The organism is Microbacterium sp. NPDC089188 (assembly GCF_040685155.1).
GTDB lineage: Bacteria > Actinomycetota > Actinomycetes > Actinomycetales > Microbacteriaceae > Microbacterium > Microbacterium galbum.
In genome coordinates, this window is the sequence record NZ_JBFBHH010000004.1 from 426,960 (window position 1) to 449,367 (window position 22,408).

The 22,408-nt window shown below is 71.1% G+C and carries 24 protein-coding genes and 2 tRNA genes; 11 read left to right on the forward strand and 15 right to left on the reverse strand.

All coding sequences use genetic code 11. The features are described 5' to 3' along the window. Positions 1–75: 75 nt before the first annotated feature. On the reverse strand, positions 76–903 hold the full coding sequence (locus AB0N80_RS15155) for a cation-transporting ATPase (RefSeq protein WP_363579216.1): 828 nt from the start codon (positions 901–903) through the stop codon (positions 76–78). 191 nt (positions 904–1,094) lie between these two features. Next, complete coding sequence (locus tag AB0N80_RS15160) at positions 1,095–1,763, reverse strand: hypothetical protein (RefSeq protein ID WP_363391884.1); 669 nt, start codon at positions 1,761–1,763, stop codon at positions 1,095–1,097. A gap of 54 nt (positions 1,764–1,817) precedes the next feature. On the opposite strand from AB0N80_RS15160, the gene AB0N80_RS15165 reads away from it, so the two are divergent. After that, positions 1,818–2,687 carry an acyl-CoA thioesterase II gene (locus AB0N80_RS15165; protein WP_363391886.1) on the forward strand — a complete coding sequence of 290 codons (870 nt, stop codon included), beginning with the start codon at positions 1,818–1,820 and terminating at the stop codon, positions 2,685–2,687. A gap of 94 nt (positions 2,688–2,781) precedes the next feature. Here AB0N80_RS15165 and AB0N80_RS15170 read toward each other — a convergent pair whose 3' ends face one another. The 4 genes from AB0N80_RS15170 to AB0N80_RS15185 form a co-directional block, all read right to left on the reverse strand. Then, positions 2,782–3,321, reverse strand: a complete 540-nt coding sequence (locus tag AB0N80_RS15170; protein WP_315995565.1) for a thioesterase family protein — start codon at positions 3,319–3,321, stop codon at positions 2,782–2,784. After that, positions 3,314–4,993 (reverse strand): energy-dependent translational throttle protein EttA, encoded by a 1,680-nt coding sequence (ettA, locus tag AB0N80_RS15175; protein ID WP_315995564.1) that lies wholly within the window; start codon positions 4,991–4,993, stop codon positions 3,314–3,316. Before ettA ends, AB0N80_RS15170 begins: the two co-directional genes overlap by 8 nt. Before the next feature lie 71 nt (positions 4,994–5,064). Further along, positions 5,065–5,583: a hypothetical protein gene (locus AB0N80_RS15180; protein WP_363391889.1), complete on the reverse strand. Its 519-nt coding sequence runs from the start codon at positions 5,581–5,583 to the stop codon at positions 5,065–5,067. A gap of 54 nt (positions 5,584–5,637) precedes the next feature. After that, positions 5,638–6,198, reverse strand: coding sequence for a single-stranded DNA-binding protein (locus AB0N80_RS15185; protein ID WP_363579218.1), 561 nt, complete (start codon positions 6,196–6,198; stop codon positions 5,638–5,640). 204 nt (positions 6,199–6,402) lie between these two features. On the opposite strand from AB0N80_RS15185, the gene AB0N80_RS15190 reads away from it, so the two are divergent. Continuing rightward, the gene (locus AB0N80_RS15190) at positions 6,403–6,660 is read left to right on the forward strand and encodes a hypothetical protein (protein ID WP_363391893.1); all 258 of its coding nucleotides are present in this window, start codon (positions 6,403–6,405) and stop codon (positions 6,658–6,660) included. Positions 6,661–6,964: 304 nt separating this feature from the next. Here AB0N80_RS15190 and AB0N80_RS15195 read toward each other — a convergent pair whose 3' ends face one another. Beyond that, positions 6,965–8,383 carry a PLP-dependent aminotransferase family protein gene (locus tag AB0N80_RS15195; RefSeq protein WP_315995560.1) on the reverse strand — a complete coding sequence of 473 codons (1,419 nt, stop codon included), beginning with the start codon at positions 8,381–8,383 and terminating at the stop codon, positions 6,965–6,967. A 61-nt stretch (positions 8,384–8,444) separates the two neighbouring features. On the opposite strand from AB0N80_RS15195, the gene AB0N80_RS15200 reads away from it, so the two are divergent. Further along, a complete protein-coding gene (locus AB0N80_RS15200) occupies positions 8,445–9,053 on the forward strand; it encodes a hypothetical protein (protein ID WP_315995559.1) in 609 nt (202 codons plus the stop codon). 50 nt (positions 9,054–9,103) lie between these two features. Here the strand turns inward: AB0N80_RS15200 and AB0N80_RS15205 are convergent, their stop codons facing one another. Next, complete coding sequence (locus AB0N80_RS15205; protein ID WP_315995558.1) at positions 9,104–9,313, reverse strand: methyltransferase; 210 nt, start codon at positions 9,311–9,313, stop codon at positions 9,104–9,106. Positions 9,314–9,417: 104 nt separating this feature from the next. On the opposite strand from AB0N80_RS15205, the gene AB0N80_RS15210 reads away from it, so the two are divergent. The 6 genes from AB0N80_RS15210 to AB0N80_RS15235 all read left to right on the forward strand — a co-directional run bounded on the left by AB0N80_RS15210 (position 9,418) and on the right by AB0N80_RS15235 (position 11,561). Further along, positions 9,418–9,493 (forward strand) — tRNA-Arg (locus tag AB0N80_RS15210). 35 nt (positions 9,494–9,528) lie between these two features. Beyond that, positions 9,529–10,155: an oligoribonuclease gene (gene orn / locus AB0N80_RS15215; RefSeq protein ID WP_315995557.1), complete on the forward strand. Its 627-nt coding sequence runs from the start codon at positions 9,529–9,531 to the stop codon at positions 10,153–10,155. A 36-nt stretch (positions 10,156–10,191) separates the two neighbouring features. Beyond that, positions 10,192–10,267: transfer RNA gene (locus tag AB0N80_RS15220), tRNA-His, on the forward strand. Positions 10,268–10,435: 168 nt separating this feature from the next. Next, a complete protein-coding gene (locus AB0N80_RS15225; RefSeq protein ID WP_363392282.1) occupies positions 10,436–10,783 on the forward strand; it encodes a metallopeptidase family protein in 348 nt (115 codons plus the stop codon). Beyond that, positions 10,774–11,082, forward strand: a complete 309-nt coding sequence (gene clpS / locus AB0N80_RS15230) for an ATP-dependent Clp protease adapter ClpS (protein WP_315995556.1) — start codon at positions 10,774–10,776, stop codon at positions 11,080–11,082. The genes AB0N80_RS15225 and clpS overlap by 10 nt, the downstream gene beginning before the upstream one ends. Then, positions 11,079–11,561 carry a DUF2017 family protein gene (locus tag AB0N80_RS15235; protein WP_315995555.1) on the forward strand — a complete coding sequence of 161 codons (483 nt, stop codon included), beginning with the start codon at positions 11,079–11,081 and terminating at the stop codon, positions 11,559–11,561. Before clpS ends, AB0N80_RS15235 begins: the two co-directional genes overlap by 4 nt. A 30-nt stretch (positions 11,562–11,591) precedes the next feature. Here AB0N80_RS15235 and AB0N80_RS15240 read toward each other — a convergent pair whose 3' ends face one another. The 6 genes from AB0N80_RS15240 to gatC form a co-directional block, all read right to left on the reverse strand. Further along, positions 11,592–12,185, reverse strand: a complete 594-nt coding sequence (locus tag AB0N80_RS15240) for a hypothetical protein (protein ID WP_315995554.1) — start codon at positions 12,183–12,185, stop codon at positions 11,592–11,594. Further along, positions 12,160–12,480, reverse strand: a complete 321-nt coding sequence (locus tag AB0N80_RS15245; protein WP_076675934.1) for a hypothetical protein — start codon at positions 12,478–12,480, stop codon at positions 12,160–12,162. Before AB0N80_RS15245 ends, AB0N80_RS15240 begins: the two co-directional genes overlap by 26 nt. An 80-nt stretch (positions 12,481–12,560) precedes the next feature. Then, the gene (locus tag AB0N80_RS15250; RefSeq protein ID WP_363391898.1) at positions 12,561–13,817 is read right to left on the reverse strand and encodes a DNA polymerase IV; all 1,257 of its coding nucleotides are present in this window, start codon (positions 13,815–13,817) and stop codon (positions 12,561–12,563) included. Positions 13,818–14,042: 225 nt separating this feature from the next. After that, positions 14,043–15,557: an Asp-tRNA(Asn)/Glu-tRNA(Gln) amidotransferase subunit GatB gene (gene gatB / locus AB0N80_RS15255; protein ID WP_363391900.1), complete on the reverse strand. Its 1,515-nt coding sequence runs from the start codon at positions 15,555–15,557 to the stop codon at positions 14,043–14,045. Next, positions 15,557–17,077, reverse strand: coding sequence for an Asp-tRNA(Asn)/Glu-tRNA(Gln) amidotransferase subunit GatA (gatA, locus tag AB0N80_RS15260; protein WP_363579220.1), 1,521 nt, complete (start codon positions 17,075–17,077; stop codon positions 15,557–15,559). The genes gatB and gatA overlap by 1 nt, the downstream gene beginning before the upstream one ends. Next, positions 17,074–17,373, reverse strand: a complete 300-nt coding sequence (gene gatC, locus AB0N80_RS15265) for an Asp-tRNA(Asn)/Glu-tRNA(Gln) amidotransferase subunit GatC (protein WP_363579222.1) — start codon at positions 17,371–17,373, stop codon at positions 17,074–17,076. Before gatC ends, gatA begins: the two co-directional genes overlap by 4 nt. A gap of 82 nt (positions 17,374–17,455) precedes the next feature. On the opposite strand from gatC, the gene AB0N80_RS15270 reads away from it, so the two are divergent. Both AB0N80_RS15270 and AB0N80_RS15275 read left to right on the forward strand, forming a co-directional pair. Continuing rightward, positions 17,456–19,135 carry a long-chain-fatty-acid--CoA ligase gene (locus AB0N80_RS15270; protein WP_315995548.1) on the forward strand — a complete coding sequence of 560 codons (1,680 nt, stop codon included), beginning with the start codon at positions 17,456–17,458 and terminating at the stop codon, positions 19,133–19,135. Between the two features lie 170 nt (positions 19,136–19,305). Next, entirely contained in the window at positions 19,306–19,806 is a 501-nt protein-coding gene (locus AB0N80_RS15275) for a hypothetical protein (RefSeq protein ID WP_363579224.1), read from the forward strand. Positions 19,807–19,909: 103 nt separating this feature from the next. Here the strand turns inward: AB0N80_RS15275 and ligA are convergent, their stop codons facing one another. Further along, a complete protein-coding gene (ligA, locus tag AB0N80_RS15280; protein WP_363579226.1) occupies positions 19,910–22,348 on the reverse strand; it encodes an NAD-dependent DNA ligase LigA in 2,439 nt (812 codons plus the stop codon). Positions 22,349–22,408 lie beyond the last annotated feature (60 nt).

A 22,408-nucleotide genomic window follows, 5' to 3' on the forward strand; every position in this document is an offset into this window, starting at 1 on the left:
CGCGGGTGGCCTCGCCGAGCAACCGCGGGGTCGGTGCACCCCGCCCGCGGGTGCCGCTCCGCCCGTCGCCCGGGCTCAGCGGCCGAGGAAGTCGCCGAAGCCCGGGAGGTCGAGGTTCGACAGGCCCTCGCCGAACCCGCTGATCTGCTCGCCCGCTCCCGATACGGCATCCTGCGCCCCTCCGGCCCATTCGCCGATGCCCGATCCTTCCGCGAGCGAGGTGAGATCGACTCCGGATGCCAGGGCCTCCAGGTCCACTCCCTCGGCGAGTCCCGCGAAGTCGACCCCGGACTGCATCGCCTGCGCGAGCAGGGGTGCGGCGACCGCGCTGACGATCGCGCCTCCGGCGACCGCGGCGAGCAGGCCGCCGGCGCCGACGATACCGGCGCCGACGAGTCCGCCCTTCCCGGCCCTCGCGAGCAGCGACGACATGCGACCCGGTCTCGCCGCCTCCGCCCGCGCCGCGGTGCGGGCGAGGTCGTCAGGAGCGTCGGACCGGGGCTGCTCGTGCGGCGCCAGCTCGGCATCCATCCGCTCGCGCACGTGCGCGCGTTGCGCCGGGGTGAGCCGAGCGAAGGCCTCGCGGTGCATCTGCTCGACGCGGTCGGGGTCGGCCGTGCGCAGCAGGTAGTCGTAGCGCGCGATGGCGGCGCGATCGTCGGCCGAGACGGCGCCTCCGGATGCCGGGCGTCGGCCCGCCGCGGGCGGGGCGTACCGATCGGCGGGGGTGGCGGGCGGCGCCCCCGGGTTGCGCGGCCGCGAGTCGCCGGTCACGGCGTCGGCGGCCGAGCGCACCATGTCGCGCCAGTCGCGATTCCCGGAAGACGGGGACCCGCTCTTGGCGGCCGAGGCTTTGCCGGCGGCCTTCGAGGCGAGGTCGAACAGACGGGAGAATGAAACCACGGGGATACCTCTCGACGGGCGGCATGCTGCCGCGACGTCAAGGTCTCCTCCGCCCCTCGGGGCCGACGTACCCGGAATCCAACCGTGGACTCGTGATGACGGATACGCCGCGTCGGGAGTACTCCCCTTGCTGCTTCCACGGTAGGGCGGGCACCTTTGTGCTTCCTGGATGACGCTCGGCCGCCGTGCGGTCAGCTTCCGGTGGCGCGCACCGCCGTCAGCCCCGAGCGCACCGGCCCGCGCACGAGCACGTGCCCGCGGGTGAGGCTCAGCCGCGTCCACGCTCCGCTGCGGCGCACGGGCGCCTCTTCGCCGCCGGCGATGAACCCGAGCGCGAACGCCGCGAAGGCCACCCCGAGCGGCAGTCCGCCCAAAGCCTCGTCGGCCTGTCCCCACACCTGGGCCCGGATCACCCGCACCACGTCCTCGCCCGCGTCGGCCGGGAGCGCGTCGGCGACGGCGGCGACACCGTACTGGGCACGCGCGGCGAGGACGGCCGAGTCGACGGCATCCGTCTGCTCCCAGCCGCCCTGCGGCGGCGAGATGCCCGCCCATGCCGGAGAGGTCGCCGTCTCGGGCAGGACGACCGCGTTCGCGTCGTCGGGGGCCGGCAGAAGCGCGGACGCCTCGACGACGAGGTCGCATTCCAGCTCGGGGTCGATCGCCGATGCGCGCAGCCCGAGCACGGTGGGCGTCGCGTCCATCAGGCCGCGCGGCGCGAGGGGCGCGGCCGTCGTGACGAGCACTCCCCCGCGGGCGCGCAGGCGCACGGTTCCGTCGCCGAGACGGATCGTTCGACTGGAGAAGGTCAGCAGGTCGGCTGCCGCCTGCGGGTCGGGGAACAACAGGCGCGCGGACACCCGCTCTAAACTAGCAAGCGGTGCGCACCTCGCCGCACCGGAACGGGAGTCAGCGTGACCGACGCCATCGATCCCGTGGCGTCGTTGCTCGCGGTCCTCGACCTCCGCGATGCCGGCGCCCGGACGACCGAAGACATCTTCACGGGTGTGTCGCAGGCGATGCCGACCGGCCGTGTCTACGGCGGCCAGGTGCTCGCGCAGACGATCGTCGCCGCCTCGCGTACCCTCCCGGCCGCACGCACCGTGCACTCGATGCACGGGTACTTCCTGCGTCCCGGCGATCCGGCCGACGGCATCACGTTCTCGGTCGACCGGATCCACGACGGCCGGTCGTTCTCGACCCGGCGCACGCAGGCGTTCCAGTCGGGCGTTCCGATCTTCTCGATGATCGCGTCATTCCAGGACGACGACCCCGGACTCGAGCATTTCGAGCCCATGCCCGACGGAATCGCCCCGCCCGAGGACACGGCGCCCGTCGACGTCGAGACGCTGCACCCCATCAGCCGGCGGATGCTGTCGGCGAGCCCTGTCGACGTGCGTCACGTGTCGTCACCGGTGTACGCCTCGGTCGAGGGGCCGCGAGTGCCGCGGCAGGCCGTGTGGATGAAGCTGCGCCGTCCCATCACCGATGACCCGGCCGTGCACCGGGCCTCCCTCGCGTACCTCAGCGATCTGACGATCCAGGAGACGATCCTGCGCGCCCACGGCGTGCCCTGGAACGCACCGGGCTTGCGCGTGGCGAGCCTCGACCACGCGATGTGGTGGCACCGTCCCGGACGCGTGGACGAGTGGCTGCTCTACGTGCAGGAGTCGCCGAACGCCCGCGGCGGTCGCGGGCTGTCGACGGGCCGCGTCTATACGCGTGACGGTGCGCTGCTGGCGAGCGTCGCGCAGGAGGTCATGGTGCGGGTCCCGCGCGAGTGACCGCGATCACGGATGCCGCCGCCCGGCGGCATCCGTCCCGCGCCATGTCGACGCACGGCGGCGTCGAGGCGCAGACCTCGTGCGTCGACCGGAGTCAGCCCTTCGCGGCTCGGCGACGGTACTCGATCGGGTCACCGACGTAGGGCCCCCACGCAGCCCGCTCGGCCGCACTCCAGCGGATGGGACGGCCGCTCGCGGTGTCGACGAGGACCACGACGGCCGTGGCGCGCGCGTAGAGCACCTGCTCGGCGTCGCCGATCGGGCTGAACACCTCGAAGCAGATGTCGGCGCTCGAGCCCCCCATCGCACCGATCCACATGCGCACGTCCAGCGGACGCTGGCTGTAGGGCACGGGACGGAGGTACTCGATCTCCTGACGAGCGATCAGCGTCGCGCGTTCTCCGCCGCTCTCGAGCACGCTCATGTCGAAGACGGCCGTCGGCAGGGCCTCGCCCTCGCCGTCCCCGCGCCAGAAAGCGCGCAGACGCGCCTCTTCGAGCAGCTTGAGCATCGAGGTGTTGTTGACGTGTCCGAGCGCGTCGAGGTCGCCCCAGCGCAGGGGGATCGGCACGTGAAGCCGCTCGGGCCCCGCGGTGGCGGGGCCCGAGTCGGGGAATGCTTCTGCGTCAGTCACGCGTGAGCTTGCGGTAGGTCGACCGCGACGGGTTGGCGGCATCCGCTCCGAGGCGCTCGATCTTGTTCGCCTCGTAGGCTTCGAAGTTGCCCTCGAACCAGTGCCACTGGTCGGGGTTCTCCTCGGTGCCCTCGTAGGCGAGGATGTGCGTCGCGATGCGGTCGAGGAACCACCGGTCGTGGGTGATGACGACGGCACAGCCGGGGAACTCGAGCAGGGCGTTCTCGAGCGAGCTCAGCGTCTCGACGTCGAGGTCGTTGGTCGGCTCGTCGAGGAGCAGCAGGTTCCCGCCCTCCTTCAGCGTGAGGGCGAGGTTGAGGCGGTTGCGCTCACCACCGGAGAGCACCCCGGCCTTCTTCTGCTGGTCGGGGCCCTTGAAACCGAACTTCGACACGTAGGCGCGCGAGGGGATCTCGGTCTTGCCCACGGTGATGATGTCGAGACCGTCGGAGACGACCTCCCACAGCGTCTTCTCGGGGTCGATGTTCGCGCGCGACTGGTCGACGTAGCTGATCTTGACGGTCTCGCCGATCTTCAGCGTTCCGCCGTCGAGGGGCTCGAGGCCGACGATCGTCTTGAACAACGTCGTCTTTCCCACACCGTTCGGACCGATCACGCCGACGATGCCGTTCGGCGGGAGGTTGAAGCTCAGGTTGCTGATGAGCGAGCGGTCTCCGAAGCTCTTCTCGAGCTTCTTCGCGTCGATGACGATGCTGCCCAGGCGCGGACCCGCGGGGATCTGGATCTCGTCGAAGTCCAACTTGCGCGTGCGCTCGGCCTCGGCGGCCATCTCCTCGTAGCGCGCCAGGCGGGCCTTCGACTTGACCTGACGACCCTTGGCGTTGGAGCGGACCCACTCGAGCTCGTCCTTCAGGCGCTTGGCCAGCTTCGCGTCCTTCTTGCCCTGGACGTCGAGGCGCTGCGCCTTCTTGTCGAGGTAGGTCGAGTAGTTGCCCTCGTAGGGGTACAGGTGACCGCGGTCGACCTCGGCGATCCACTCCGCGACGTTGTCGAGGAAGTACCGGTCGTGGGTGATGGCGATGACCGCACCCTTGTAGGCCTTGAGGTGCTGCTCGAGCCACAGCACGCTCTCGGCGTCGAGGTGGTTGGTGGGCTCGTCGAGGAGCAGCAGGTCGGGCTTCTGCAGCAGCAGTTTCGCCAGCGCGACGCGGCGACGCTCTCCACCGGAGAGCGGGACGACGCTCGCATCGGCGGGCGGGGTGCGCAGGGCGTCCATCGCCTGCTCGAGCTGCGAGTCGAGGTCCCAGCCGTCGGCGGCGTCGATCTCTTCCTGCAGCGTGCCCATCTCGGCCAGCAGCGCGTCGAAGTCGGCGTCGGGGTCGGCCATGAGGGCGGAGATCTCGTTGAAGCGGTCGAGCTTGGGCTTGATCGCCACGCCGTCCTGGATGTTCTCCAGCACGGTCTTGCTGTCGTCGAGCTCGGGCTCCTGCATCAGGATGCCGACGGTGAAGCCGGGGCTGAGGCGCGCCTCACCGTTGGAGGGCGTGTCGAGGCCGGCCATGATCTTGAGGATCGTGGACTTTCCCGCACCGTTCGGACCGACCATGCCGATCTTGGCGCCGGGGAGGAACGACATCGTGACGTCGTCGAGGATGAGTTTGTCGCCGACCGCCTTGCGGGCACGGACCATGGAGTAGATGTATTCGGCCATAACCGTTCCAGTCTAGGGGCGGCTCCCCTGCGCACCGACGTGACGAGCGCACAGCGGCCGCCGCGGGTCCGTCACCAATCGATCGCGCGCGTCTGCCCGATCAGGCATCCACCGGAGCCAAGTCCCGGGAGCACCGTCGTCACAGGGTCGCCGATCGACGGGCCCACCTGTCCGACGAGGCACTCGTCGCCCAGGCGCACCGCGAATTCGATGCTCTCCGCCGCATTGCCGATGGTGGACTCATCGGCGGTGACCTGCATCGCCGCTTTGTCGAAGCCCGCCGCCGTCAGGGCGTCGATGTACGCGCGCCCCGACGCCGGATTCGGCCCGGCCCATACCGAGGCCACGGTCTGCGAGAACAGCGGAAGGCGCTGCGCGCCCTCGCTCGCGGACGAGGCCGCCGGGGTCGACGACGCATCGCCCGCGGACGACGGAGTCGTCGCCTCCGCGCCGGGCGTCTCCCCTGCCGTCGACGTCGCCGCGTCGCCGGCATCCGGCCCCGGTGCGGCCGAATTCCCCGTGCAGCCCGCGAGCCCGAACACGGCCACGAGGGTCAGAGCGGCGAAGAGTCGTCCGGGGAAGCGAGGCACGATCACGAGTCTACGGACCCGTCCACGCACCACCGGAGGGTGACCCGCCCCGGATCAGAACGGGGTGGCGTCGGCGGGCGTCTCGACACGACCGGTTTCCCCCGCCGCCACGCCGACCTCAGCCCGAGCCCGTTCGGCCCCTTCACCCGAACCCCCGGCGTCCGTCTTGAGCGAGGCGCCCGGCAGGCTCCATCCGTCGCCGTCCGTTTCGGCGCGCGGTGCGGGTTCAGCGGGAGACGGGCTGGTGGCAGTCTGCGGCTTCGCGGCGCGGTGGAACACCGACACCCCCCAGCGCAGGTCGTGGCCGATCGCGTCTGCGACGACGTCGGCGCTGACCCCGCGCTTGCTCTCGGTCCCCCACTCGCGCAGACGCAGGCGGCCGCTCAGGATCACGCGCTCGCCTTTCCGGAAGGAGCGGAGGACGTTGGCGCCGAGGTCGCCGAAGACCGAGATGGCGTAGAAGTTCGTGTGTCCGTCCACCCACTCGCCCTTCTCCCGGTCGAACTTCCTCTCGCCCACGGCGAGTCGGAACGCCGCGACCGGCCCGCCCCCGCGGGTGGTGCGTTGCTCGAGGTCGCCGACGATGTTGCCGACCAGGGTGATGTGATCGCTCATGATGTGTCCTCTCGATGTGTTGTGACGCTCCGGCATCCGCGTGCCCGACGGATGCCGGAGCCATGTCAGCGTCGCGCGACTCGCCCGGGCGGCGGAGGCGATTCCGCCGGTTCCGTGGACGGATGGGGCAGCCGAGGCGGTGGGGAGGAGGAGTGGGATGGGCACGGCGACGGTGATGTCGGAGGTCGGTCGTACGGTGTCCGCATGAGCACCGCACTGTGGAACGACCTCGCTCCGGCACCGCGCCCGGCCGGGTGGGGTGCGGCGACGCATGTCGCCGCCGGTCTGTGGCGCATCGCCGACCCGCGCGGCGTCATGGTCGGCCACATCCGTGCCATCGCGTCCGATGGAGGATGGCGGTACGCGGCCGAACGCTTCCACGCCGCCTCGGGCAGCTTCCGACGCCTCGGCGAGTTCTGGTCGTCGAGCGATGCCGTCGAGTGTCTGCGCTACGCCCGATGAACGGCGCCTCGACGCGAGGCAGCAACACAGGCAGCATCGACACGGGGCGCGCCTCGACGCCGGGGTCTATGGACGCCGGAGGCATCGACGCGGGTGTGCACTGACCACGGGGTACATCGACGCCAGGGCGCATCGGCACGGCGACGCACCGACACAGCGACGCACCGGCACGGCGACGCCTCGACACGGCGACGCCTCGACATCCGGGTGCACCGACGCGGCGACATCCGACACGCGGGCGCATCGACGTGCGCAGACGCATCCGCACCCGGGTGAGCCCCGACCGAGCGCGACGGCGACCGGCTCAGACGACCGTGGCGAAGTCCTCCCGCGCGGGCACCGTTCGTCCACCGCGCACGTCGTCCCACGCCGCACGGAGTATCCCCACCGCGCGCTCGAGCGTGGCAGGCGGAGCGGTGAAGGGCACGCGCAGGCGCCGGTCGTGGCCGCCTTCCACGGCGAACCGCGAGCCGGCGGAGAGAGCGAGACCGCGTGAGCGCGCGTTCATGACGAGCGGAGTGCTGAGCGGCTCTCCGATGCCGACCCACATCGACACGCCGCCACTCACCCGCGGGACGTCCCACTCCGGGAACGCGTCGATCAACGCGCTGCGCAGGGCGTCGCGTCCCGCCCGCAGCAGCTCTCCCCGCTGCCGCGCGATCTCGTCGAGCCGCGGCACCAGTCGCGTCGCGATGGCCTGCTCGAGTTCCGGCGTTCCCAGGTCGTGCACGGGGCGCCCGCTGGCGAGGCGGCGGATGATGTCGGGAGCGGCGCGCACCCATCCCACCCGCAGGCCGCCCCAGACGGTCTTGCCCAACGAAGCGACGCGGATGATGCGATCGTCGTCCGGGAAGGGCGCGGCATCCCCCCGGCGGTCGATGTCGAGTTGCCCTGTCGTCTCGTCCAGTACGAGGAGCGTTCCGGCGCCGCGGGCCCCCGACAAGAACGCGTCGACCTCGCGGGGGTCCATCGTGCGGCCGGTCGGGTTGTGGAAGTCGGGCATGAGGTAAGCCAGTGACGGAAGGGCGCGCGCGAAACTCTGCTCGGCGCGTTCGATGTCCCACCCGGTCTCCGCGTCGACGGGCACGCCGATCAGCCGCGCACCCACCCGGCGGAAGGCGTCGGCCGCGTGCGGATAGGTCGGCGTCTCGAGCATGACCCGGTCGGCGCGGCCGATGAGTACGGACGCGATCAGATGGATCGCGCTCTGCGCCCCCGTCGTGACGAGGATCTGATCGGGGGCGGTCGACAGCCCGCGCGCCGTGTAGTGATCCGCGATGGCCGCCCGCAGCGACGGGTCGCCGACGACGTCGTATCCGATCCGGGCGACGAGCGCCGGCGCCTGGGCCGCCGCCTCGGCGATGACGGCGGGGAGCCCCGGCCACGCCGCCGGGCTGGCCTGCTGCAGGTCGATGCTGTCGGCGTCGGCCTCCAGGCGGCCGGGGTCGCTCCGCCGCAGCGGGAGCGTCACGCTGCCGCTGCCTCTCAGGCTCTCGATGTGCCCCGTCTCCCGCAGGCTGCGATAGGCCGCTGCGACGGTCGTCCGACTGAGCGACAGCGCGGCGGCGAGCTCGCGCTCGGCGGGGAGAGCGGTCGACGGCGCGAGGCGGTTGTCGAGGCACAGCAGACGCACCCCGTCGGCGAGCGCCTCGTACGCCGGGCCGCTCCCCCGCCAGCCGCCGAGGGCTGCGGCGAGGGCGCGCGCGGAGATCCGTGAGTCCATGCGGCCACACTATCCCGATTGGCCTCTAAGCAACGGTCCAATCCGATGATTGGATTGCCTCATGTTCTCCCGCGTCACCCGCCTCCTCGTCGGCCTCGTCCTCTACGGCGCCGGCTGCGCCCTCACCGTCGCCGCCGGGCTCGGCGTGGACCCGTGGACCGTCTTCGCGCAGGGCATCGCCCGCGTGACGGGCGTCGGCATCGGGTGGGTCACCAACATCATCGGCCTCGGCGTCCTGCTCCTGTGGATCCCCCTGCGTCAGAAGCCGGGCGTCGGCACGATCGCGAACATCCTCCTGGTCGGCACCAGCCTGCAACTCGCCCTCGGCATCCTGCCGCACCCCGACGTCTTCTGGCTCCAGGCTCTCATGCTCGTCGCCGGCGTGGTGCTCGTGGCGGTCGCATCCGGGCTCTACATCGGAGCGAACTTCGGTCCCGGCCCCCGCGACGGGCTCATGACCGGCCTGCACGGACGCTTCGGCTGGCCCATCTGGGCGTGCCGGCTCACCGTCGAAGGGTCGGTGCTCGTGCTCGGGTGGCTCCTGGGCGGCACCGTGGGAATCGGCACCGTCGTCTTCGCCCTGGGCATCGGACCCCTCGTGCACATCGCGATGCCGCTTCTCGCGACTCCCCGGTCGGCGCCGCGCCCGCGGTCGGCGGCACGGGTCTAACACGAGCGCCCCGCCCGCGACGGATACCGCGCGGGCGGGGCGCTTCGCGCTCAGTGCTCGCGGAACTCCGGGCGGTCGCTGCCGGGCTTGAGGTGCGCGTGCAACGCGCTCTTGGCGATGTCCATCGACGGGTAGACGCCCAGCCGCTCGTCCTTACCCGTCATGTGGACGCTGTAGCCCTCGGCATCCTTCTGGATGGTGCCGACGACCCCCACCGGGCCGTAGGCCACCCAGAGTCGTCGTGTCGCGGTGTCTGACATGAGTGCTCCTTTGCTCTCCTTCGCCCGGAGGTTACGCCCGCGCGGGGGCCGGCGCCAGGGGCTGGTGCCGCGCCGAGAGTGCGACCGATATCCTGGACCGACGACCCCCAGTAGCTCAGTGGATAGAGCAGCGGCCTTCTAATCCGCCGGTCACACGTTCGAATCGTGTCTGGGGGACCAGAACCGGTGTCGCACCCCCTCAGTAGGATGTGGGGATGGTAAACGCCTCCGAGAACGACCGGCTCGTCTGGATCGACTGCGAGATGACCGGCCTCGACCTCGGCGTCGACGAGCTCGTCGAGATCGCCGTCGTCGTCACCGATTTCGAGCTGAACGTGCTCGATCCGGGCTTCCAGATCGTCATCAAGCCCGACGACTCCGCCCTGGCCAACATGGGCGAGTTCGTCACCGAGATGCACCGGTCGTCGGGACTGCTCGACGAGATCCCGAACGGCGTCAGCCTCGCGGATGCCGAGTTCCAGACGCTCGAGTACATCCAGCGCTTCGCGCCGGTCGAAGGCAAGGCGCCGCTCGCGGGCAACACCATCGGCACCGACCGCATGTTCCTCGCGAAGTACATGCCGCGTGTCGACCGCTGGCTGCACTACCGCAACGTGGATGTGTCGAGCATCAAGGAGCTCTCGCGCCGGTGGTACCCGCGCGCCTACTTCCAGGCCCCCGCGAAGAACGGCGGCCACCGCGCCCTCGCCGACATCCGCGAGTCCGTCCGCGAGCTCGCCTACTACCGCGCCGCCGTGTTCGTGCCGCAGCCCGGCCCCACGAGCGACGAGGCGAAGGCCGTGTCAGCGTCGGCCGTGTCGTCGTTCGCCCTCGACGTGTGACATAATCTTTCAGTTGTCTTCTTCCGAGGACACATGGTGGCTATAGCTCAGTTGGTAGAGCACCGCGTTGTGGTCGCGGGGGCCGCGGGTTCAAGTCCCGTTAGCCACCCCACTCACAGAAGCCCGGCCGAGATCGCGCCGGGCTTCTGCATTTCCGGATGCCGCCTCCCCCACGCCCGTAGAATCGTTCGGTGGACGCCGCCCGCACGGATGCGGCATCCGCCCCTCGCTTCGACACCCGGGAGGCCACGTGAACGACGACGTCGACGCGCGCCCCGCGATGGTCATGTCGCCGGAGGCGTTCGAGCAGCTCGTCGTCGACGAACTCGACCGCCTCCCCGACGACATGGTCGAGGGTCTCGACAACGTCGTGTTCGTCGTCGAGGACCGTCCCGAGGACGGCTCGCTCGATCTCCTCGGGCTCTACGACGGATGGGCGCTCACCGAGCGCGACCGTTACGGCGTCGGCGAGCTGCCCGACCGCATCATCGTCTACCGCGAACCGCACCTCGCCGCCTGTACCGACGAGGACGACCTGCGCGACGAGATCCACACCACTCTCGTGCACGAGATCGCGCACTTCTACGGCATCGACGACGACCGCCTGCACGAACTCGGGTGGGCGTGATGGCCGGCCTCGCCTCGCCCGACCTGGATTCCGACGTCGAACGCGACCTCGACGCCCAGCCGCCGTCGTCGTGGCAGACGGTCGTCTGGAACGACCCCGTGAACCTCATGAGCTACGTGAGCCACGTCTTCCGCACCTACTTCGGCTTCGACGCCGCGACGGCCCACCGCCTCATGTTGGCTGTGCACCACGACGGTCACGCCGTCGTCGCACGCGGTCCGCGCGAGGTCATGGAAGCCCATACCCAGGCCATGCACGACTTCGGTCTCTGGGCCACCGTCAGGAAGGACCCCTCGTGAGCGAGCGGATCGTCGTCCTCGAGATCAGCGGTCTCGAAGCCCTCCACCTCGCCGGCATCGTCGGGCAGTTCCGCGATCTCCTCGCCGACTCCCGCACCGACGACGACCCGGCCGTGGCGCGACTGATGCCCGACGCCTACCCCGACGACGAAGCCGCCAGTCGCGAGTTCCGTCGGCTCACCGGAGGCGACCTGATCGAGCGGCGCTCCCAGGATGCCGCAACCGTCCTTCAGACGCTGGGCGCCGACGGCGGTGAGCCCACCCCCGCGGGCGACCCGGATGCGACGATCGCCGTCGCCCTGGGCGAAGGGGAAGCCCTCGCGTGGATGCGCACGCTGTCGGCGGTGCGCCTCGTGCTCGCCACGAGACTCGGCATCCAGGACGAAGACGATCACCAGCCCGACGATCCGAGGTTCGGGGTCTATGACTGGATCGGCTATCGCCTCGACGGCCTCATGGCCGCTCTCGAACGCCCCTGAGCCCGGGTCGGGTCGGCCTCGGCGGAGGTGTCAGGGGATGCGAACGCGCACGTCGGCACGCTCAGCCGGGCTGTGGGCGTCGAGGTGGGCGTCCTCTTGGAGCGCCCAGCGCCGCCAGTGCGGGCGATAGGTGTCGCCGTCGCGCTCGAGCGCGCGGTGCCGGCGCGAGTCGGTCGGCGCCTCCACCCAGACCGAGACGTCGGCCAGCCGCGCGACCTCGGGGGTGAGGATGCCCGCCCCCTCGACGACCAGCGGAAGCGAGGGGTCCACCGCGTACGCCTCGGCGCGCGTCCCGGCCTCCCAATCCCACCGTTCCCAGACGCCGAGCAGTCCACGGGCATGGGGCAGCAGGATCACCTCCCGGGCGTAGGCCACGCCCTCGGCGAGCCCGTCCCACCCCGGATAGACGTCGTCGAGCGCGACGAGCTGCACGCGCCCGCGACCGGGCCACGCCGACACCAGCCGCCGTGCGAGCGAGCTCTTGCCGGCGCCGCTGCGTCCGTCGATGACGACGGCCGGGTTCGGTGCGCCGACCGCCGTGATACGCGCCGAGACCGCGGCCACCGCCGCGGTGAGGGCCTCGTCGACCGGGTCCGTGTTACTTCTTGAGGGCGCGGATGACACGGCTGAGCGCGCGACCGGCGACCCACACGAACGGGATGCCGACGGCGAGCAGCGACACGAGGTTCGGGTCGAACCGCAGGTCGTCGCCGCGGCGGATGTAGGCGCCGAGCGGGAGGGTGTATCCGCCTCCCCCGCCTCCACCGTTGCCCTGCTCGTCCGAGCCGCCGCCGTACCCGGCCCAGGTGAGCGCGACGGGGACGATGCGCACGCCGTCCACGTCCTGCTGCTCCCCGTACGCGGAGGTGACGCCGAAGCTGGTGGCCTGCTTGCCGAGTTCCAATGCGATGTTGGGCATGCCCCCACCGTAGCGGCCCGCCTCGCCGGGCCGCAGGGCGTTGCGCGCCGTCACGGCTCGTGCGAGGGTCTCGCTCGTCGTCAGTGGTCGTACGACGGCCGCGGGTTCGTCGGCAGGGCGCCGCCCCCTCGCGACGGTCCCAGCAACGACCCGCGGGTCACGGCTCCACGGCCGAACCGCGCAGCCGCGCCGTCGAGGGCGCCCTCGACCCGTCGCCATTCGGCGTCGTCGTCCCAGAGCGTCGCGGCCATGGCCGCCGGCTTGAGCTTCTCGCCACGCACCCCCACCAGCCGGACGGCCTGGAGGCGGTCGATCGAGTCGAACAGGTCGATCGCCGCGTCGCCGATGCGTTGTCCGACCGAGGTGGGCTCGGGCAGCGTGCGCGAGCGGCTCAACGTGGTGAAGTCGGAGAAGCGGACTTTGATCGAGATCGTCGCGGCCTCGTACTGCTGCGTCCGCAGGCGCGCTCCGACCCGGTCGGCGAGGCGGCGCAGCTCCACGTGAAGCGTGCGCGTGTCGGAGATGTCGGTGTGGAACGTCTCCTCGTGGCCGACGCTCTTCTCGGACCGACCCGTGTGCACTTCGCGTGCGTCGATCCCGCGCGACAGGTGCCAGATGCGCTCCCCCATCGCCGCCCCCAGAACCTGATCGAGCGCGTGCCGCGGTGTGTCGAGGATGTCGGAGATGAGACGGATGCCGCGGGCCTCCAGAGCCTCGGCGGCCTTGGGCCCCACTCCCCACAGGGCGCGGACGGACCGCGGCCGCAGGAACGCCTCCGTGTCGGCGGCCGCCACGACGAGCAGGCCGTCGGGCTTGGAGATGGTGGAGGCCATCTTGGCAACGTGTTTGGTGGCCGCGACGCCGATGCTGCACGTGAGACCGGTCTCCGCGAGCACGCGGGCTCGCAGGTCGCGCGCGATCGTGCCCGGACTCCCCCACAGCCGACGCGCCCCGCGCACGTCGAGGAACGCCTCGTCGATCGAGAGCGGTTCGACCAGCGGAGTGACGTCGTGGAAGATCGCCATCACCTGCCGCGACATCTCTGTGTAGCGGTGGTACGGCGGGTTGACCACGATCGCGGTGGGGCACAGGCGCAGTGCGATCGCCACGGGCATGGCGGACTTCACGCCGTAGCGGCGTGCCTCGTACGAGGCGCTCGAGACGACGCCGCGCCCCTCGGAACCGCCGATGATGAGCGGCTTGCCCGCGAGCGACGGATCGTCGAGCACGGCCACCGACGCGAAGAAGGCATCCATGTCGACGTGCAGGATGCCGGTGCCCGTGTCGTCGGCGTCGGGTCGCGAGACGATGCGCCCCGTGCCGTCTCCGCGTCCCATGGCATCCATTGTCCCCCGGACCTCCGACATCGAGGTCGGCGCGGGCGACGACCCCTCGAGTCAGCGATCCGCCTACGGCGATCTGCCCCGCTCCGTAGCGATTCCGCGGCTCAGCTGACCGAGGGCGGGTCGACGATCCCCGTCGGCACCCCGCGGAACGCCCCGCGAACGACGGATGCCACGGCCCCGCGCGCGTGGAGCGCCGGGGCCGTGGCATCCGGTGTCTTACTGCGCGGCGCGCTCCAGCACGAGCTCGCGCACGCGCGCGGCGTCGGCCTGGCCCTTCATGGCCTTCATGACCGCCCCGATGACGGCGCCGGCGGCCTGCACCTTGCCGTCGCGGATCTTCGCGAGCACGTCCGGCTGGGCGGCGAGGGCGTCGTCGATCGCGGCGATGAGCGCCCCGTCGTCGGAGACCACGGCGAGGCCTCGGGCGTCGACGACCTCCTGCGGGGTGCCCTCTCCGGCGATGACGCCCTCGAGCACCTGGCGCGCGAGCTTGTCGGTGAGCGTTCCCTCATCGACGAGCTTCTGCAGCGCGGCGACGTTCGCGGGCGACACGAGGTCGGCGGCGTCGCGCTCCTGTGCATTGGCGACGCGCGTGATCTCGCCCGTCCACCATTTGCGCGCCGAGGCGGGGGCGGCGCCCGCGGCGATCGTGTCGGCGACCGCGTCGAGCAGCCCGCCGTTCGCGACGTCCTGGAACTCGAGGTCGGTGAAGCCCCACTCGGCCTTGAGGCGACGACGGCGAGCGGCCGGGGGCTCCGGCAGCGCGGCGCGCAGTTCCTCGATCAGCGCGGGCGCGGGCACGACCGGCAGCAGGTCGGGCTCGGGGAAGTAGCGGTAGTCGTCGGCATCCGACTTGGGGCGACCGGGAGAGGTGCGACCGGTGTCCTCGTGCCAGTGGCGCGTCTCCTGCGTGATCGTCCCGCCCTTGGCGAGGATCGCGGCCTGACGCTGGATCTCGTACCGCACCGCGCGCTCGACCGAGCGCATGGAGTTGACGTTCTTCGTCTCGGTGCGTGTGCCCAGCTTCTCTTGCCCGCGGGGGCGCAGCGAGACGTTCGCGTCGCAGCGGAGGTTTCCGCGCTCCAGCCGCGCCTCCGAGATGCCGAGACCGCGCACGATGTCGCGGATCGTCGCGACGTAGGCCTTCGCAAGCGCCGGAGCGGAGTGCTCCGCGCCGAAGATCGGCTTCGTGACGATCTCGACGAGCGGCACACCCGCGCGGTTGTAGTCGACGAGCGAGTACTCGGCGCCCTGGATGCGACCGGTCGCGCCACCCATGTGGGTGAGCTTGCCGGCATCCTCTTCCATGTGGGCTCGCTCGATCGGCACGGTGACGATGGTGCCGTCCTCGAGCTCGACCTCGACCGAGCCCTCGAAGGCGATCGGCTCGTCGTACTGCGAGATCTGGTAGTTCTTGCCGAGGTCGGGGTAGAAGTAGTTCTTCCGCGCAAAACGGCTCGAGGGCGCGATCGAGCAGCCGAGGGCGAGGCCCAGGCTGATCGAGGAGCGGATCGCCTCGGCGTTGACCACGGGCAGCGCACCCGGCAGGCCCATGTCGACCGGGGCGACGAGCGTGTTGGGCTCGGCGCCGTGGTGGGCCTCGTTGGCGGGGTTGGGAGCGGCCGAGAACATCTTGGTCGCGGTGTTCAGCTCGACGTGCACCTCGAAACCGAGGACGGGCTCGAACAGCTCGAGCGCCTCGTCGAAGTCCATGAGTGCGTCTTTGGCCATCAGAGGGACGCTCCGTTCGTGAGAGAAGGGGCTTTGTCGAGCAGCGGTCCGCCCCACTGGTCGACCAGCAGCGCCTCGAGCGCGGCACCGACGCGGTACAGACGCGCGTCCTCGCGGGCGGGGGCGAGGAACTGGATGCCGACGGGCAGCCCGTCGTCGTCCGCCAGGCCGCTCGGGATCGAGATGCCCGGGACGCCGGCGAGATTCGCCGGGATCGTGGTCACGTCGTTGAGGTACATCTGCAGCGGGTCGTCGAGCTTCTCCCCCAGGCGGAACGCCGTGGTGGGCGCCGACGGAGTCGCGATGACGTCGACGTGCGCGAACGCCGCGTCGAAGTCCTGCTGGATGAGCGTGCGCACCTTCTGGGCGCTGCCGTAGTACGCGTCGTAGTAACCCGCCGACAGCGCGTACGTGCCGAGGATGATGCGGCGCTTGACCTCGGGACCGAACCCGGCATCGCGCGTCGCGGCCATGACGTTCTCGACCGTGGGGGTGCCCTGCGGCGTGACTCGCAGACCGAAGCGCACCGAGTCGAACTTGGCGAGGTTGCTCGACGCCTCCGCGGGGAGGATCAGGTAGTACGCCGCGACGCCGTATTCGAAGTGCGGGGCGCTAATCTCGACGATCTCGGCCCCCTGGGCCTGCATGGCCGCCAGCGACGCGCGGAACGAGTCCGACACGCCCTTCTGGAAGCCACGGTCGTCGAGCTCGCGGATGACGCCGACCTTGAGGCCCTTGAGGACCTCTCCGGTCGCGCCCTCGCGGGCGGCTGCGGCGAACGACGGCCACGCGTCGGAGAGCGAGGTCGAGTCGTTTACGTCGTGCCCGCCGATGACGTCGTGCAGCAGGCCCGCATCGAGGACGGTGCGCGTGACCGGACCGACCTGGTCGAGGCTGGATGCCAGGGCGATCGCGCCGTAGCGGCTGACCCCGCCGTACGTGGGCTTGACGCCCACCGTGCCGGTGACGTGCGCGGGCTGACGGATCGAGCCGCCGGTGTCGGAGCCGAGGGCGAGGGGCGCCTCGAACGCGGCGACGGCCGCCGCCGACCCGCCGCCGGAGCCTCCGGGGATGCGATCGAGGTCCCAGGGGTTGCGGGTGGGACCGTAGGCCGAGAACTCCGTCGAGGAGCCCATCGCGAATTCGTCCATGTTCGTCTTGCCGAGGGGCACGAGGCCGGCCGCACGGGAGCGCGCGACGACCGTGGCGTCGTAGGGCGACATGTAGCCCTCGAGGATCTTCGATCCGCTCGTGGAGGGCATGTCGGTGGTGACGAGCACGTCCTTGACGGCGAGCGGGACACCCGCGAGCTCGTGGAGCTGCTCGCCCGCGGCGCGACGGCGATCGATGTCGGCCGCGACCTCGAGCGCGTGATCGCTCACGTGCAGGAAGGCGTGGACGTCGCCGTCGACGGCGGCGATGCGGTCGAGGTGCGCCTGCGTGGCTTCGACGCTCGACACCTCGGACGAGGCGAGTTTGGCGGCCAGGTCGGCCGCGGTCAGGCGAGTGAGGTCGGTCACTGCTCTTCTCCCAGGATCGCGGTCACACGGAAACGGCCGTCGGCCTGGTCGGGGGCGTTCTGCAGCACCTGCGCGCGCGTCAGCTGCTGCTGGACGACGTCGGGGCGGAAGACGTTCTCGAGCGGGATCGGGTGGCTCGTGGCCGCGACGTCGGGCGTCGCCACCTCGGACACCTTCGCGATGTTGTCGACGATGGCATCCAGCTGGCCGGTGAGGCTCTGGACCTCCTCGTCGTTCAACTGGATCCGGGCGAGCACACCGAGATGGCGCACGAGATCAGGAGTGATTTCAGACACCCTCCGAGTCTAGTTCGCAGACGGTCTCCTCCCCGTCGCGCGCCGCCTGGCTCCCACCGGAACGCCGCCCTAGGCTGGCCGGGTGACGAGCTTCGATCCGCCGCGACCCTGGACCTCGAGCTATGCCGCGGGGGTGCCCGAAGACCTGGAAGCGCAGACGGGGTCGCTCCTCGACATCGTCGACGCCTCCACGCGCGACTACCCCGACGCCCCGGCCCTGCAGTTCTTCGGACGCGAGACCACCTACGCCGAGATGTCGGAGCAGATCGCGCGCGCCGCGGCGGCCCTCGCCGCGCACGGTGTGCGTGCGGGGGACCCGGTGGCGCTCGTGCTGCCCAACTGCCCGCAGCACATCGTCGCGTTCTACGCCGTGCTGCGGCTCGGAGCGGTCGTGGTCGAGCACAATCCGCTCTACACCGCGCGGGAGCTGCGCAAGCAGTTCGAGGACCACGGGGCGAAGCACGCGATCGTGTGGAGCAAGGTCGTGGCGACCGTGCAGGAGTTCCCGGCCGATCTGCGCCTGGACACCCTCATCTCGGTGGACGTGACCCGGGCGATGCCATGGACGACGCGTCTCGCGCTGCGTCTGCCGGTCGCGAAGGCCCGCGAATCCCGCGCAGCTCTGCACGCCGCCACCAAGGGCGCAGTGGACTGGGACGACGTCGTGCGCCACGCACCTCTGCCCGCCTCGCATCCGCGCCCGGTCACGTCCGACCTCGCCATCATCCAGTACACGAGCGGCACCACGGGCACGCCCAAGGGCGCCATGCTCACCCACGCCAACCTGCTGGCCAATGCCGCGCAGGCGCGGGCCTGGGTCCCGCAGATCGTGCGGGGAGAGGGATGCGTCGTCTACGCGGTGCTGCCGATGTTCCACGCCTACGGCCTCACTCTCTGCCTCACCTTCGCGATGTCGATGGGCGCCCGGCTCGTGCTCTTCCCGAAGTTCGACGCCGACCTCGTGCTCGCCGTGACGAAGAAGCATCCGGCGACCTTTCTGCCGCTCGTTCCCCCCATCGCCGAGCGGTTGTTGGCCGCCGCCCGGGAGCGGGGCGTGTCGCTCGCCGGCACCGACGTGGCCATCTCCGGCGCCATGGCGCTGCCGCACGAGCTGGTCGTCCCCTTCGAGGAGGCCACGGGCGGATACCTGGTCGAGGGGTACGGGCTGAGCGAGTGCTCCCCCGTGCTCATGGCCAACCCCGTCGCCGACAACCGTGTCGCGGGGACGGTCGGACTCCCGCTGCCGGGAACCGAGTGCCGGGTCGTCGACCCCGACGACCCGCGGACCGACGTCGAGCGCGGCGAGCTCCTCGTGCGCGGACCGCAGGTGTTCTCGGGCTACTACGGCAAGCCGGAGGAGACCGACGCGGTGTTCGTCGACGGCTGGTTCCGCACCGGCGACATCGTCACGATCGACGAGGGCGGCTTCGTCCGCATCGTCGACCGCATCAAGGAGCTCATCATCACCGGCGGGTTCAACGTCGCTCCCACCGAGGTCGAGAACGTGCTGCGTCAGCACCCCGGCGTCGCCGACGTCGCCGTCGTGGGCCTGCCGAGCGAGCACTCGGGCGAGGAGGTCGTCGCGGCCGTCGTGCCGACCGTCGCCGGCGAACTCGACGTCGAAGCGGTCCGGGCGTTCGCGCGCGGCATCCTGACGCCGTACAAGGTGCCCCGTCGCATCGTGATCGTCGACGACCTCCCGCGCTCGCTCATCGGCAAAGTCCTGCGCCGTCAGGTGCGGGAGACGCTGCTGGCGGACTGAGGGGGCGCCGAGGGGCTACCGGGCGACCGGCTTCGGCGCGCCACCGTCCGAGCGGGATGCGACGCGCTCCGCGCAAGGGGGTAACCGAATCCTTGCCGATGAGCGCGGCTTCGCTACCGTGGGGCGACGGGCCGATCCCTGGCCCGGCCGTGACCTTTGGGGGGACTCACATGATCGTCAAACGCGCCTCGTTCGCCGCCATCGCCGCGACCGCTCTGCTCCTGGCGGGGTGTTCCGGGGGCGGATCCTCGGATGCGGACTCCGCCGCGCAGGAGAGCTCGGCGCCGAGCAGCGTCGCATCGGGCTCCGCCCCGACGCCGTCGCAGGCATCGGTCGTGCCGGCCGGAGACCAGTCGAAGCAGGACGCCTGCCAGATCATCATCACGTCGTTCAACGACGTCACCTCCGCCAGTGGCGACATCGACACGTCGGATCCCCAGGCTGCGGTCACCCGCTTCAAGGAGCTCGCGAGCAAGGTGAAGGGCGACTTCTCGCAGATCACGAACGCGGAGATCGCCCCCGCGGCGCAGAACGCCACTCAGACCCTCGACCAGTACGTCACGTTCCTCGAGGGGGTCATGGCCGACCCGAGCAAAGCGAGTGGGCTGGGTGAGCAGATCACCGCACTGCAGGAGAGCTTCACACAGGCCGGCACGGCCTGCGCCGGCTGACGGGCAGCAGCCGGAAGGGCGGGGCTGCGGTCCCGCGAACCGGAAGGGCGGGGCTGCGGTCCCGCGAGCCGGAAGGGCGGGGCTTCGGCCCCACCCTTCCCCGTCATTCGGTCGGCGCCTCCGCGTCACCCTCCGACCTCGCGCCGTCGAGCGCGGCGGGCCCCTGCTCGACCAGGATCTTGAACTGCGCCGCGTCGAGGATGCGCAGCCCCAGTTCCTCGGCCTTGGCGAGCTTGGATCCGGCACCCGGGCCGGCGGCGACGAAGTCCGTCTTCTTCGACACGCTCGACGCGGCCTTGCCACCCGCCGAGATGATCGCTTCTTGAGCTCCTTCGCGCGTGTACCCGTCGAGAGAACCGGTCGCGACCACGGTGACGCCCGCGAGCACGCCCCCCGCCGCGGCGGCGGCGCCCGGGCCCGGGTGGCCGGGGATCGAGAAGCGCACGCCGGCCGCCTGCCAGCGCTCGACGATCTCGCGATGCCAGTCGACCTCGAACCAATCGATCACCGCGTCGGCGATGATGCCGCCGACCCCCTCGACGGCGGCGAGCTCTTCCCGCGTGGCCGCCCGGATGGCATCCAGCGATCCGAACCACTGCGCGAGAGCGCGCGCGGCGACCGGACCCACGTGACGGATGTTCAGGGAGACGAGCAGGCGCCACAGGTCTTTGGTCTTGGCCTTCTCCAGCTCGGCGACCAGCTTGGTCGCCTGCTCCGAGGGGCGCACCTCGCGGTAGTCCTTCCGGATGCCACGACGGCGGCGCTCCGCGGGGTCGAGGTTCTCGGATCCGGGCGGGTAGGTCGCGGGGCCGAGCTTCTGGAACGGTGCGCGTCGCACCAGCTCGCCCGTGTCGGCGTCGACTTTGCGCTCCCCCGTCTCGGAGTCGCGGACGACGACCTCGATGGGGACCAGCTCGTCGACGGTGAGATCGAACAGCCCGGCCTCGGTGTCGAGCGGCGGGCGCTCGGGAACCTCGGGTTGCGTGAGGGCGGCGGCCGTCACCTCGCCGAGCGCCTCGATGTCGAGGGCACCACGCGAGCCGATGTGCTCGACGCGACCGCGGACCTGCGCGGGGCACGAACGCGCGTTCGGGCACCGCAGGTCGATGTCGCCCTCTTTCGCCGGGCGCAGCGGCGTGCCGCACTCCGGGCAGTCGGCGGGCATGACGAAGGCCCGCTCGGTGCCGTCGCGCAGCTCGACGACGGGACCGAGCACCTCGGGGATGACGTCGCCCGCCTTGCGCAGCACGACGGTGTCGCCGATGAGTACGCCCTTGACCTTCACGACGTCCTGGTTGTGAAGCGTCGCTTGGCGCACGACGCTGCCGGCCACCTTGGCGGGCTCCATCACGGCGAACGGCGTGGCGCGCCCGGTGCGGCCGACCGACACGACGATGTCGAGCAGCTTCGTGTTGACCTGCTCGGGCGGGTACTTGTACGCGATCGCCCAGCGGGGCGCACGGCTCGTGGCGCCGAGCTCGTCGTGGAGGGCAAGTTCATCGACCTTGAGGACGACACCGTCGATCTCGTGCTCGACGTCATGCCGATGCTCACCGTGATGGGCGACGAAGTCGAGGACGCCGTCGATCGAGGCCTCGACCTTGCTGTACGGCGAGGTCGGCAGGCCCCATCCCTTCAGCAGATCGTAGATCTCGCTCTGCGCCGCCACCGGCGGATCGGGCCAGGCGCCGATTCCGTGCACGTACAGGGCCAGCGAGGCGATACGGGCGAGCCCGGCCTCGAGCTCGAGACCGCTCTTCTTCTCGATCTGCTGCCGCAGCCCGCCGCTCGCCGCGTTGCGCGGATTCGCGAAGGCCGGGAAGCGGCGCGCCGCGGCGAGCTCCGCCTTCTCTTCGTCGAACGCCCGCCCTCCGCGTCGTCCCGCGGAGCGCTCGCGCGCCTCGGCGATCGCGCGCTCGCGGTACTCGCCCTGCAGACGGTTGAGGTTCTCGAACGCGGCGACGGGGATGAACACCTCGCCGCGCACCTCGACGAGGGCCGGATGCCCCTCGCCCGACAGCTCGCGAGGGATGCCGGTCACGCGCAGGGCGTTCTCGGTCACGATCTCGCCGACGCGGCCGTCTCCGCGCGTCGCCGCCGACGTCAGGACGCCGTTCTCGTAGCGGAGGTTGATCGCGAGCCCGTCGATCTTCAACTCGCTGAGCCACTGCACGGGCCGGCCCGCCGACGCCTGCGTCTTGACCGCCCAATCGCGCAGCTCGTCGGGTGAGAACACGTTGTCGAGACTCAGCATGCGCTCGGCGTGCTCGATCGTCACGAGGTCGGTCGCCTCGGCGGCTCCGACGGACTGCGTCGGACTGTCCTGCCCCTGCAGCTCGGGATAGCGGCGCTCCAGGGCCTCGAGCCGATGCATCCATCCGTCGTACGTCGCATCGTCGACGAGTTCGGCGTCGCGCCCGTAGTACGCGTCGCGCGCGTCGAGCACGCGCTGGGCCAGGTCGGTCCATTCGGCGCGCGCCGCGTCGAGGGGGATGTCGGGGAGCTCAGTCACGGCATCCAGCTTAGGGAGGGCCTCCGACATCGCCGCGGCCCTTGCCGCGCGCCGTTCTGCCCTGGGCGCGCACCACCGCGCGACGTCGAA